Source organism: Salibacterium halotolerans, assembly GCF_900115625.1.
Classification (GTDB): Bacteria; Bacillota; Bacilli; order Bacillales; family Marinococcaceae; genus Salibacterium; species Salibacterium halotolerans.
This window is the reverse complement of record NZ_FOXD01000012.1, coordinates 60,988-73,710: the sequence shown is the minus strand read 5'-3', so window position 1 is coordinate 73,710 and position 12,723 is coordinate 60,988. Positions and strand designations below refer to the sequence as shown.

The 12,723-nt window shown below is 47.8% G+C and carries 13 protein-coding genes; 11 read left to right on the top strand and 2 right to left on the bottom strand.

Annotation, left to right across the window (positions count from 1 at the left end; translation table 11 throughout):
• Positions 1–104 precede the first annotated feature (104 nt).
• A complete protein-coding gene (dnaA, locus tag BM124_RS11240) occupies positions 105–1,457 on the bottom strand; it encodes a chromosomal replication initiator protein DnaA (RefSeq protein ID WP_093337624.1) in 1,353 nt (450 codons plus the stop codon).
• 619 nt (positions 1,458–2,076) lie between these two features.
• On the opposite strand from dnaA, the gene rpmH reads away from it, so the two are divergent.
• The 11 genes from rpmH (at position 2,077) to BM124_RS18575 (ending at position 11,788) form a co-directional block, all read left to right on the top strand.
• The gene (gene rpmH, locus BM124_RS11235) at positions 2,077–2,214 is read left to right on the top strand and encodes a 50S ribosomal protein L34 (protein WP_090927328.1); all 138 of its coding nucleotides are present in this window, start codon (positions 2,077–2,079) and stop codon (positions 2,212–2,214) included.
• 140 nt (positions 2,215–2,354) lie between these two features.
• Positions 2,355–2,711: a ribonuclease P protein component gene (gene rnpA, locus BM124_RS11230; RefSeq protein WP_093337622.1), complete on the top strand. Its 357-nt coding sequence runs from the start codon at positions 2,355–2,357 to the stop codon at positions 2,709–2,711.
• A gap of 129 nt (positions 2,712–2,840) precedes the next feature.
• Positions 2,841–3,617 carry a YidC family membrane integrase SpoIIIJ gene (spoIIIJ, locus tag BM124_RS11225; protein ID WP_093337621.1) on the top strand — a complete coding sequence of 259 codons (777 nt, stop codon included), beginning with the start codon at positions 2,841–2,843 and terminating at the stop codon, positions 3,615–3,617.
• Positions 3,614–4,237: an RNA-binding cell elongation regulator Jag/EloR gene (gene jag, locus BM124_RS11220; protein WP_093337620.1), complete on the top strand. Its 624-nt coding sequence runs from the start codon at positions 3,614–3,616 to the stop codon at positions 4,235–4,237. The genes spoIIIJ and jag overlap by 4 nt, the downstream gene beginning before the upstream one ends.
• 325 nt (positions 4,238–4,562) lie before the next feature.
• On the top strand, positions 4,563–5,942 hold the full coding sequence (gene mnmE / locus BM124_RS11215) for a tRNA uridine-5-carboxymethylaminomethyl(34) synthesis GTPase MnmE (RefSeq protein ID WP_093337618.1): 1,380 nt from the start codon (positions 4,563–4,565) through the stop codon (positions 5,940–5,942).
• A gap of 18 nt (positions 5,943–5,960) precedes the next feature.
• Positions 5,961–7,850 (top strand): tRNA uridine-5-carboxymethylaminomethyl(34) synthesis enzyme MnmG, encoded by a 1,890-nt coding sequence (gene mnmG, locus BM124_RS11210; protein WP_093337617.1) that lies wholly within the window; start codon positions 5,961–5,963, stop codon positions 7,848–7,850.
• A 156-nt stretch (positions 7,851–8,006) separates the two neighbouring features.
• Positions 8,007–8,723, top strand: a complete 717-nt coding sequence (gene rsmG, locus BM124_RS11205; protein ID WP_093337615.1) for a 16S rRNA (guanine(527)-N(7))-methyltransferase RsmG — start codon at positions 8,007–8,009, stop codon at positions 8,721–8,723.
• A 125-nt stretch (positions 8,724–8,848) separates the two neighbouring features.
• Complete coding sequence (gene noc, locus BM124_RS11200) at positions 8,849–9,688, top strand: nucleoid occlusion protein (protein ID WP_093337613.1); 840 nt, start codon at positions 8,849–8,851, stop codon at positions 9,686–9,688.
• A 181-nt stretch (positions 9,689–9,869) separates the two neighbouring features.
• Positions 9,870–10,631: a ParA family protein gene (locus BM124_RS11195; RefSeq protein WP_093337611.1), complete on the top strand. Its 762-nt coding sequence runs from the start codon at positions 9,870–9,872 to the stop codon at positions 10,629–10,631.
• Positions 10,624–11,469, top strand: a complete 846-nt coding sequence (locus tag BM124_RS11190) for a ParB/RepB/Spo0J family partition protein (protein WP_093337610.1) — start codon at positions 10,624–10,626, stop codon at positions 11,467–11,469. Before BM124_RS11195 ends, BM124_RS11190 begins: the two co-directional genes overlap by 8 nt.
• Positions 11,470–11,566: 97 nt before the next feature.
• On the top strand, positions 11,567–11,788 hold the full coding sequence (locus tag BM124_RS18575; protein ID WP_139217121.1) for a hypothetical protein: 222 nt from the start codon (positions 11,567–11,569) through the stop codon (positions 11,786–11,788).
• Positions 11,789–11,981: 193 nt separating this feature from the next.
• Here the strand turns inward: BM124_RS18575 and yyaC are convergent, their stop codons facing one another.
• Complete coding sequence (yyaC, locus tag BM124_RS11185) at positions 11,982–12,656, bottom strand: spore protease YyaC (RefSeq protein ID WP_093337608.1); 675 nt, start codon at positions 12,654–12,656, stop codon at positions 11,982–11,984.
• Positions 12,657–12,723 lie beyond the last annotated feature (67 nt).

Sequence of the window (12,723 nt, the reverse complement as noted above, 5' to 3'; positions counted from 1 at the left end):
GCCGTAGGAGCTGTGTATTCTGTGGATAACATGATGAATGCCTGCGGATCCGCGGTTATACACATGTGGAAAAGGGTGTTGATAACTTCAAGGGATTTTGCACATTATGTTTGTATCCTGTCGATAACTTCCTGTACCGTTTTTTGGAGTTCGGTATCTGTGTCCATCATCGAAGCTATCTTTTCATGAGCGTGAATAACCGTTGTATGGTCCCTTCCGCCAAATTCTTCTCCGATTTTCGGCAGAGAGGCTTCCGTCATTTCCCTGGATAAATACATAGCGACCTGCCTTGCAAAAGCAATGGTTTTTGTGCGTTTTTTTGCCTTCAGCTCCTGGAGCTGGACGCTGAACTGCTCAGCTGTTGTTTTTTGAATATCGGCAATACTGACTTTTTTCGGTTTAGCATTTGGTATGATGTCTTTCAATGCCTCTGCTGCAAGATCTGCGTTCATATCCTGATTAATTAAAGAGGAGTATGCAACAACTCTTATAAGAGCCCCCTCCAGCTCCCGGATGTTTGTGTCAATCTGATTGGCGATATAGAGCATGACTTCGTTTGGAATATCCAGCTTTTCGGCTTTTGCTTTTTTACGCAGAATAGCAATTCTTGTTTCCAGGTCAGGCGGGGTGATATCTGTGATCAGTCCCCATTCAAATCTTGAGCGCAGCCGGTCTTCAAGCGTTGGAATTTCCTTTGGCGGCCGGTCGCTCGAAATGACAATCTGCTTGCTTTCTTCATGCAGGGCATTAAACGTATGAAAGAATTCTTCCTGCGTTTGTTCTTTTCCGGCTAAAAACTGTATATCATCAATTAAAAGCACGTCCACGCTTCGGTATTTGTTGCGGAAATTAACCGCTTTGTTGTCGCGGATCGAGTTGATGAACTCATTCGTGAATTTTTCAGAGGAAAGATAAACAACCCGTGCGTCAGGGTTATGATCAATCACGTAATGGCCGATGGCGTGCATCAGATGGGTTTTTCCGAGTCCGACACCGCCGTAAATGAAAAGCGGGTTATAGGCTTTCGCCGGAGCTTCCGCGACAGCAAGAGAAGCGGCATGGGCGAACCGGTTGCCTGAACCAATCACGAAGGTATTAAACGAATACTTGTCGTTCAGCATACTTTTGGGAATTTCATCCTGCTGGTTCTCCGCGGGAGCCGGCATTTTTTTCATTTCGTCTTCCACCGAAAAATGGTCTTCTTCTCCGCTGTCCGGAATGACAAATTTCACCTGCAGTTCTGCTCCGGTTATATCCTGCAGGGTATCGGAAATCAGCCTGGAGTAGCGGTTCTCCAGCCAATCTCTGGCAAATTCGTTCGGAGCGGTGACGATGATCATATCTTCCTGAAGTTCTGCTGCTTTCGTTGATTTCAGCCAGGTTTCATAACTGGGTTTGCTGACTTTTTTCTGAATGACAGAAAGTGTTTGATTCCATAAATCTGTAATATTCTCCACTATGTACGTCCCTCCTTTTTTGAGGCTGCTGCCGGGATAAAGGGTAAAGAAAGGCCTCCAACTCCTGGTGCAAACGGATGGAAGCCTTGCTTGATAACACATGTATATTGTGTATGCAGCAGGGGAACAAGACAGGCTCCCCTGAAAAAACTGTGGACAGCTGTCGAAAAACAATAATATGGTAGAAAAACAGCATGTACACAGCGTGCACATCGTTGTGGACAGCTGCATCCACGGGGTGTGAATTTTTATCCACACACTTATGCACATCTGTGGAAAAGAAGGACTTTTCTTTTCACTTATCCAGAGTAAAAACATATTTATCATACCAAAAATGAAAACCAGTGACAACGCCTTTTCAAATGGTTATCCACAGCATCAATACCTTGTGCACACAATTTATCCACACCACAAGATTATGTGCGTAACTTGTAGATAACTATGTCGAAAATCAAACTGTTCGCTTGGAGAAGATATCCACAAGGAAACATCCTCCGGGATTATTCAGCAGGAAAAAAGCCGGCGTGAAATAGAAGGTTGACAATAAAAAGTGTTCCTCTATATAATTTACGGGAATGTCCTTAATTGAGATATTCCTCGAAGGAGGTGTACAAATAGAATGGGTAAGCCTACATTTTCGCCAAACAATAGGAAGCGTAAAAAAGTACATGGATTCCGGGAACGGATGAGTACGAAAAAAGGACGGCAGGTACTGAAGAACCGCCGCCGCAAAGGAAGAAAAGTTATTTCCGCTTAAGACCACTGATTCTACAGTGGTCTTTTTTCGGAAATAAAAAACTTTTGTTTTTCTGTCGTTTATACCCGCTGCCAAAAAGCTGCCTGGCATTTCGCGGCGGCTTGAGATACATACCGCAGAAACAAATGGAGGAGTGCCGGGTGAAAAAGGCATATCGGATTAAAAAGAATCACGAATTCAGCCGTATTTTTGAAAAAGGGAGATCATCAGCCAACCGCCAGTTTGTAATTTATGTCATGGAGAACAACAGAAATGACTATTACCGGACGGGACTGACTGTAAGCAGGAAAATGGGCAATGCTGTAACGAGAAACAGAATTAAACGGCTGCTGCGGGAAGTGCTCCGGGACATCGATAGTCAGATAGAGGGCGGCAGGGATTATATCATTATCGCCAGAAAACCGGTGGCGGATATGAACTATGCCCAGATCAAAAAGAGTCTGAAACATGTCATGAATGTAGCCGGAGTGTTGAGAAAGCGTGACAATCATAAATGATTCCTTTTTTTTTTTCTGCTTCTCCGCTAGAATATAGAGTGGCTTGTTTCGTCAAGTGTCAGCGTTATCATTTATTTTAATTCCATGAATAAAGACAAGGTTTTAATTTTTTCCAAGGAGGAAACTCATGTGTCTAAGAAACTAAGCTTAGCGGCGGTGCTGGTTGTTGTGATGCTGTTCATGTCAGGCTGTATGAATATAAATGAGCCCATCACAGCAGAAAGTGAAGGAATCTGGAATTCGTTTTTTGTTTATCCACTTTCCTGGCTGATTATTAAAATTGCGGAGATGACCGGTGATGATTACGGACTCTCCATTATCATTGTTACGATCTTTATCCGGGTTCTCATTCTGCCGCTTATGATAAAACAGACGAAAAGTTCGGCCGCTATGCAGGAAATCCAGCCGGAAATGCAGAAGTTGAGAGAAAAGTACAGTGCCAAGGACCAGCAGACGCAGCAGAAACTGCAGCAGGAGACGATGGAACTGTTCCAGAAGCATAAAATCAATCCTCTTGCCGGATGTCTGCCGATTTTTATTCAAATGCCGATTCTCATTGCGTTCTATCACGCGATTATGAGAACCGAAGCCATTGAAGAGCACACGTTTCTATGGTTCCAGCTTGGACAGCCGGATTATATTCTGCCGATCATTGCCGGAACGACGACCTTCATTCAGCAGAAAATGATGATGGTCTCGGATAACCCGCAGATGAAGATTCTCATGTATATGATGCCGTTCATGATTACCGCTTTTGCCTTCTTTTTCCCATCTGCACTTGCTTTGTACTGGGTCGTCGGGAATATTTTCATGGTGGTGCAGACGTATTTCATCACCGGACCAGGAGCCAGAAAGAAACGGCAGGAGAAAATGGAAGCGAAATCGGGGGGAGCAAATAAAAAGTGAAGTCCGTTAAGGTTTCGGGAAAAACCATCGAAGAAGCAGTAGCTTTTGCAGTAACACAGCTCCATGCCAAAACAAAGGACAATATTGACTATAACGTGGTCGAAGAACCAAAAAAAGGTTTTCTCGGTCTGATCGGCAGCCGGCCCGCTTTAATAGAAGCGCGTTATAAGCCGGATCCCGCCGAAGAAGCCCAGCGTTTTCTGAGCAGGGTCCTGGAAGACATGGGTGTGGAGATTCAGGTGGTAAAAGCAGAAAGCAGGGACAGAGAAGCCGTTTTTCATCTCTACGGAGAAGAACCCGGTGTCATCATCGGGAAACACGGTAAGACGCTTGATTCCCTGCAGTACCTTGCCCAGCTTGCTGCCAATCGGTATGCAAAAAAACAGATGACTATCACGCTTGATGCCGAAAATTACCGGCAGCGCCGCCGGGAAACGCTGGAAGATCTGGCGGAGAAACTTGCTTCTAAAGCAGAACGAACCGGCGGGCAGGTGGTGCTTGAACCGATGCCGCCGCAGGAGCGCAAAATCATCCACGCCGCCCTCCAGTCCAATCAGCGTATAAAAACGTATTCCAGCGGTACAGAACCCCGCCGTTATATTGTTATTGCTCCGGCCTGACCTTCGACACAACCGAAAGCTTATTTTAAAAAGGCATCTGCCATCCCGGCAGGTGTTTTTTTGTGCAGAAAAGCAGGTCCTATATCGAGCCTCCCGCTTTCTTTCGAATTATTTCCGCTCAAACGAAAAAGTTGTTCACAGGGGGAGAAATAGGTAAACGAAAAAGAGCAATATTACTTGTCCACATGTGAACAACTTCTTTCTTTCTTTTTAACCAGCTGTATGATATTCTAATTTGTTAGGGAAACGTAAAATAATCCTGTTCGAAAAAGGGTCACAAGATGCCCTTTTCATGATAAATAGAGAGAAGGAGGGAGACAGGAGGATGGAAGGCGATACCATTGCAGCGATTTCCACACCGTCCGGCGAAGGTGCCATAGCCATTGTACGTATCAGCGGCACCGAAGCGGCGGCTATCGCGGAAAAGCTATACAGGGGGAAAGCATCATTATCTTCGGTCGATTCCCACACCATTCATTACGGAAACGTGGTGGACCCGGAAACAGAAGAAATTGTTGAAGAAGTAATGGTCTCTGTCCTCCGTGCCCCTAAAACATTCACCCGCGAAGATATTATGGAGATTAACTGCCACGGCGGTGTAGTATCCGTGAATAAAGTGCTCGACCTTGTTCTCAGCCAGGGCGCCCGTCTGGCGGAACCGGGCGAATTTACGAAGCGGGCGTTTTTGAACGGGCGGATTGATTTATCCCAGGCGGAAGCGGTGATGGATCTAATCCGCGCGAAAACAGACAGGGCCATGAATATAGCCATGAAACAAGTGGAGGGCCGTCTTGCCGGGCGCATCCGGCGTCTCCGTCAGCAGCTGCTCGAGACGGTGGCCAATGTGGAAGTCAATATTGATTATCCCGAATACGACGATGCGGAGACTATGACACTGGATACGCTCACTGAACGGGCCGGTGCCGTCCGCGATGAGATAGACAACCTTCTTACGACCGCAAAACAGGGCAAGATTCTGCGGGAAGGATTGTCCACGGCTATTATTGGGCGCCCCAACGTCGGAAAATCTTCCCTCATGAACAGTCTCGTTCATGAAAATAAAGCTATTGTTACCGAAGTTCCCGGAACGACCCGCGATATGCTTGAAGAATACGTGAATGTCCGCGGGGTTCCGCTGAAGTTGATCGATACGGCGGGCATACGCGAAACCGAGGATATTGTGGAAAAAATCGGCGTGGAACGGTCCCGTCAGGCATTGAATGAAGCGGAACTGATTCTACTTGTTGTCAACAGTTCCGAGGAGCTGACGCAGGAAGATGAAGCCTTGTTTGAAGCGATTCAGGGTATGAATGCTGTCATTCTTTTAAATAAGACTGACCTGGCGCGGCGTATTGACGAATCCCGTATCCGGGGACTTGCGGACGGACGTCCCGTCATCACGACTTCCCTGCTTCAGGATGAGGGAATTGATGAACTCGAAACATCGATTTCGGAACTCTTTTTCGATGAAGGCGTAGAAGCCGCTGATTTGAGTTATCTCTCCAACGCCCGTCATATCGGTCTGTTAAATCAGGCGAAGCAGTCCATCAACGACGCGATGGGGGCAGCGGAAATGGAAGTGCCGGTCGACATGATTCAGATTGATATTACGAGAGCCTGGGAGCAGCTGGGCGAAATTATCGGAGAAAATGTCCATGAAAGCCTGATTGACCAGTTGTTTTCCCAATTTTGTCTTGGAAAATAAAAAAAGGAGGTACTGTATATGCCATATGAAGGCGGCGAATACGATGTCATAGTGATTGGTGCCGGTCATGCCGGAGTCGAAGCCGGTCTGGCAGCGGCCCGGATGGGGTCAAAGACACTGATGTTGACCCTGAATCTTGATTCTGTAGCGTTCATGCCGTGTAATCCATCTGTCGGAGGTCCGGCTAAAGGCATTGTTGTTCGTGAAATTGATGCCCTCGGCGGAGAAATGGCAAGAAATATTGATAAAACGCATATTCAAATGCGGATGCTGAACACCAGAAAAGGTCCGGCAGTGCGGGCTTTGAGAGCACAGGCTGATAAATTCCTCTATCAGCAGGAAATGAAAAAAACGCTGGAAGAAGAGGAAAACCTCGTTCTCCGTCAGGGGCTCGTAGAAGAGCTGATTGTCGAAGACGGCGTCTGCAAAGGGGTTGTCACCAACACCGGTGCCTCTTACTATGCACAAACGACCGTCGTTACGACAGGCACGTACCTGCGCGGTAAAATTATTCTCGGGGATCTTGCCTACGAAAGCGGCCCAAACAACATGCAGCCTTCGATCAGCCTGTCGCACAGCCTGAAGGAACTCGGGTTTGAGATGGAGCGTTTCAAGACCGGGACGCCGCCGCGGGTAAACAGCGGAAGCATTGATTATGACAAAACAGAGATACAGCCCGGCGATGAAAAGCCGAGAGCCTTTTCCTATGAAACGGTCGACTATATTACGGATCAGCTTCCATGCTGGCTGACCTACACAGGGGCCGATACCCATTCTCTTATTAATGACAATCTGACGCGTTCGCCGATGTATTCGGGAATGGTGGAAGGAACCGGACCACGCTATTGTCCTTCCATTGAAGATAAAATCGTCCGTTTTCACGATAAACCGAAGCACCAGATTTTTCTGGAACCGGAAGGCAGAAACACGTCAGAAGTTTATGTGCAGGGTCTTTCTACCAGTATGCCGGAAGATGTCCAGTTTAATATGCTCAAAACCATTCCCGGTCTTGAGAACGTGCGGATGATGCGCCCGGGATATGCGATTGAATATGATGCTGTAGTACCGACCCAGCTCTGGCCGACTCTTGAAACGAAGAAAGTGGAAAATCTCTTCACCGCCGGCCAGATCAACGGCACCTCCGGCTACGAAGAAGCAGCCGGGCAGGGTATTATGGCAGGTATCAACGCAGCGCGCAAAGCACAAAATAAGGAAGGCGTTATTCTGAACCGTTCCGATGCCTACATCGGTGTTCTAATCGATGATCTGGTTACGAAAGGTACGGACGAACCGTACCGCCTGCTCACATCCCGCGCGGAATACCGGCTGCTTCTCCGCCATGACAATGCCGATCTGCGTCTAACTGAAATCGGACACGAGATCGGAATGATCAAGGAAGACCGTTATGCGCGCTTCTGCAGAAAGAAAGAAGTTATTGCCAAAGAAAAAAAACGGCTCGAAAACACCATCCTGAAGCCGTCGGATGAGATCCAGCAGATGCTCGAGGGCAAAGAATCCTCTCCGATGAAAGAAGCGGTATCGGCAGCCCACCTTCTGAAACGTCCGGAGCTCGGATATGATGACGTGGCACCTTTCGCACCAGGCGGTGACGCTTTGTCCCCTGATGAGGCGGAACAGGTGGAAATCCAGACTAAGTATGAAGGCTATATCGCCAAACAGCTTGAACAGGTAGAGCGCATGAACAAGATGGAAGAGAAAAAAATCCCGCAGAACACGGATTACACCCGTATTTCAGGACTCGCAACCGAAGCGGTTCAGAAATTATCCGAAGTCAAACCGGTATCTGTCGGGCAGGCTTCCAGAGTGTCCGGGGTGAACCCATCCGACATTTCCATCCTGCTTGTCTACATCGAGCAGGGCAAATTGGCCAAAACAGCCGAAGCGTAAGAAAAGCACAGGCAGCCGGGACGGGCGTTCGATCTGACAAACGTTCACATGCAGCCTTTTCGATGCGGCTGCGTACAAAAAGGACAGCTCCAGGGTGTTTAGGACCGGACCATACCCTGGAGCTGCTTTCATAGGAAGGAAAATGGAGGCACAACGATGACCAGAGATGTATTTTCAAAATGGCTGCAAGACGAAGGAATGTATCTGACAGATGAGCAGCTGAACCAGTTTGATGCTTACTATCATAAGTTGATAGAGTGGAATCAGAAAGTGAACTTAACATCGCTGACTGAAAAAGCGGATGTGTACGAAAAACACTTTTATGATTCACTGACGCCTGCCTTTTACTATGATTTTCAACACGATCAAAAGCTCGTGGATATTGGAGCGGGAGCAGGTTTCCCAAGCCTTCCCCTCAAAATTATCCACCCGCATCTACATATCGTCATTATCGATTCTCTGAAGAAACGGATTTCTTTTTTGGAAGAACTGATTGATGAACTGCAGCTGCAACAGGTTCAGGTGCTGCACGGACGGGCCGAAGATAAAGCGCGGGAAGCGCTGCACCGGGAGCAGTACGACACGGCTATCTCCCGTGCAGTGGCTAAGATGCCGGTGCTGACAGAGCTGTGTCTTCCGTTTGTGAAGCAGGGAGGCCGTTTCCTTGCGTTAAAAGGAGCGGAAGGGCTGACGGAAAAAGAACAGGCAGGGAAAGCCTGCCGGGCACTCGGCGGACGATGGAAGGAAGCTGCTGCTTTCACACTGCCGAATGAAGAAAGTTCCCGCTATATTCTGGAGATGGAAAAAGTGGATGCCGTCGCGGAGAAATATCCGCGGAAAGCAGGAACGCCTTCGAAGAAACCAATCCTTTAAGGGAAAGGCAATGGTAGACATTGGTTACAGGCATGGTAAAATAAAAACAGAAGATAGATGAAAAAGACCCTGCTGTTTGAAAGATTCATCATAGATTTCAGCTTTTAGTAAGGTGGTGTGAGGCAATGAAGCAGTCGCTTCAAAAATGGTTTGGTCTGGGGGATCAACAAGAAGGGGACAAAGAAGCCAATCCGGATGAAATCAGGCATATTCCTGTTGAAAAAATCACAGCCAATCCATTTCAACCGCGAACCATTTTCCAAGAGGAAAAAATTGCGGAGCTTGCCCAGTCCATTCGTACCCACGGCCTGCTGCAGCCGATAACCGTGCGGGAAAAGGAAGAACATTTTGAAATTATCGCTGGTGAACGGCGGTGGCGCGCGGTTTTATCTTTGGGAATGAAGGAAGTTCCGGCAATTGTTAAAAATTTCAACGATACCGAAACCGCTTCGGTCGCATTGATTGAAAATCTGCAGAGGGAAGAATTAACCGCGATTGAAGAAGCTTCCGCCTATGCTGAACTGCTGGAACTGCATGGTCTTACCCAGGAAAGTCTGGCGCAGCGTCTCGGAAAAGGACAATCGACGGTCGCGAATAAAATGAGGCTTCTTCACCTGAGCAAAGAAACCCAGCAGGCGCTGAAAAACAAGCAGATCACCGAAAGACACGCCCGCGCCCTGCTTCAGGTGAAAGAAGAAGCGGTGCAGAATCATATTCTGGAGATGGTTGTGCAGCGGGAGTTGAATGTAAAGCAGACCGAGCAGATGATTAAAGACAATGCCGAACCGAAGCAGACTAAAAAACCAAAGCCTGCCCGCCGGCACTTCTCCAAAGATACGAGAATTGCGGTGAATACCATCCGTGAATCGGTGGAGATGGTGGAGAACAGCGGAATGGGTATCGATACAGAAGAAGAAGATCAGGACGAATTCTATCAGATTACCATTCGGATCCCCAAAAAATAGCCCGGCCGCCCCAGGCATGACTTCATCCTTTGTTTCCCCGCAGATATCTCCTGATTCTGTACGAATCCGGGAAGCAGCGGCCGTTCTCTTCCCTCCGTGTACTGGAGATGTACGACCACTTATACAACATAAAAAGGTGGAATGTTTTCACACCAGCAAGTGGAAGAAAGTAGGTGTATCGATGGCAAAAGTCGTTGCAGTTGCAAACCAGAAAGGCGGTGTCGGTAAAACGACGACGGCTGTGAATATCAGTGCCTGCCTTGCACACATAGGAAAGAAAGTCCTTCTTGTAGACATAGATCCACAGGGCAATGCTACCAGTGGCGCAGGCGTTGAAAAAGGAGACGTTGATGAGTGCGTCTACAACCTGCTTGTTGAAGATGCCGCTGCAAAACAGGTTATCCGCCCCTCAAGTGTTGAGAATCTGGATGTTATACCATCCACCATCCAGCTTTCCGGCGCTGAAATCGAACTTGTATCCACCATTTCCCGGGAAATACGTTTAAAAAAAGCGCTGTCGGAGATGGAAGACAATTATGATTATATGATTATAGATTGTCCACCGTCCCTCGGACTGCTGACGATTAACGCTTTGACGGCTTCGGATTCGGTGCTTATACCGGTACAATGCGAATACTATGCACTGGAAGGACTCAGCCAGCTTCTCAATACGATACGTCTCGTGCAGAAACATCTGAATACGGATTTGGGGATAGAGGGAGTACTGCTTACCATGTTTGATGCACGGACCAATCTCGGTATCCAGGTGATTGAGGAAGTGAAGAAATACTTCCAGGAGAAAGTGTTCGAAACGATTATACCAAGAAATGTAAGACTGGGAGAAGCTCCCAGTTATGGTCTTCCAATTATGCTTTATGATGCCAAGTCAAAAGGTGCCCAGGTATATTTAGACTTAGCAAAGGAAGTGACGGCTGATGGCTAGAAGATTAGGCAGGGGATTAAATGCTTTAATTCCCGATGAAGGCAGTCAGGTCGAAGAAATTAAGGTGAAGGAACTGAGGCCCAATCCCTATCAGCCCCGAAAAACATTTACGAGTGAAGCGATAGAGGAATTAAAAGCTTCCATCGTGGAACACGGCATTTTGCAGCCGCTCATTGTCCGTAAAAGCATCAAAGGCTATGAAATCGTAGCTGGAGAACGCCGTTACCGCGCGGCTAAAACGGCCGGCATCGAGAAAATCCCGGCTGTAGTGAAGGACTTGAGCGATGAACAATTAATGGAAGTTGCGCTGATTGAAAATCTGCAGCGCGAGAATCTCAACCCGGTGGAAGAAGCGAAAGCATACGAAAAGCTGATGAAATATCTTGGTGTTACGCAGGATGAACTTTCTAAACGACTGGGGAAAAGCCGCCCGCATATTGCCAACCATCTCCGGCTGCTTCAGCTTCCCGCCGACGTGCAGCAGAAACTGGCGGAAAAGACATTATCGATGGGACACGGCCGCACGCTGCTTGGTCTGCGTGATAAAAAGCAGGCGGCTGATATTGTGGGTAGAATTGAAAACGAATCCTTGAACGTCCGTCAGACGGAGGAACTGGTGCAGCAGCTGAACGACACATCCACGTCCTCTGCAGCAAAGCAAAAAGAAACCGAAAAAACAAAACCTTCTGTCTTTCTGCAGGCGAAAGAAGAAGAACTCCGCTCCTACTTCGGCACTCCGGTAGCGATCAAACAAGGACGAAAAAAAGGGAAAATAGAAATTGAATTTGTAAACGAAGATGATTTACAGCGCATTCTGGAAATCTTTGAAAACGAATAACAGACTTTCCACCGTATGATGCATAAGCCGGGACAAAACTCTAAAGTGAATGAAAAATTCCGAACGATGCTTAAGCTACTCGTTCGGAATTTTTATTTTGCATCCTACACTGCTTCGTCAAAATACTTCGCTTTCCCTCTGGAGTACAGCAGTGGCACTTGGAGCCGGCAGGCAGTTGGTCCGGGGCGGAGCGGTTCTGTGGACACGGCATTACCGGGCAGCATACGCAGTGTCCGCGCGAGGGGCGCCGGTGGACATTACGACTCCCCTGCCATCGATTAGTGTACATGGAGTTCAGCCGGTGGACACTAATATCTGATTTCAGCGATGTAGTGTCTACTAAACGGTGATGCTTAGACACTTTTCCTTTATTTTTCGAAGGTAGTGTCCACAGCCCGGTTCCTCCGAGGCTGAACGAGCCGCTTTAAACAACTCCGCTGCATTCTCTTTCGAAAAAAAGAGCCGTACCATTTGATACAGCTCCCGTTTTCTTTTTAAGGGACGTGCCTGTTTTACTTAGGATCCTGAAGAGATAGAGCGCTCTCAGAAGCAGAAGAGCCGTTACGGCGGGTGTAGGGGTTCATCGAACGTTGAAACACCGGATCGGCCGAATGTCCTTTCAGTTTACGGTCTGCCCGGATGAACGCCTCTGATATGCAGTCCGACATTTTCATGACGAGATGAAGCCGTGTGTTCTGCAGAACGAAATATTCCATCATGCCGCTTACGTTTACAATACCGGTCAGGTGCATGTCCCCGACTTCCGGAAGTTTTTTCTTCATCGCTGCTCCTGGTATGACGGGACCTTCCGTGAAATTGATAATGCCGACGTTCTTCAATTTGCCTAGGCACGCATCCACCCCGATAATATACGGATGGCGTTGTTTCTTCCGGATGTCCTCCATGGTTTCTTCCAGATTCACGGCATGGACAGGATGTTCCAATGTTCCGTACACGGCAAACCGGTGCAGCCATTTCTTTTCCAGAGAGGAGCCGACAAGCGGTCCGAGAGAATCACCGGTGGACCGGTCTGTTCCTATACATACAATGATGAGCTCGCGGTGGGTCGGTACGTGCTGCAGCTGTTCAGACAGCTGCACAGCCAGGCGGGCAGAGGCGGCAGCTTCCTCGGAATGTACATGATAACGGTACGGATTGGAAGCATGAACAGGTTTTTTCCCAAGCATATTAGCCTCTCCTTTTTCATAGTAGTTTCAGTATAGGAATTCAGCATGTTTTCTATACATGAGACAC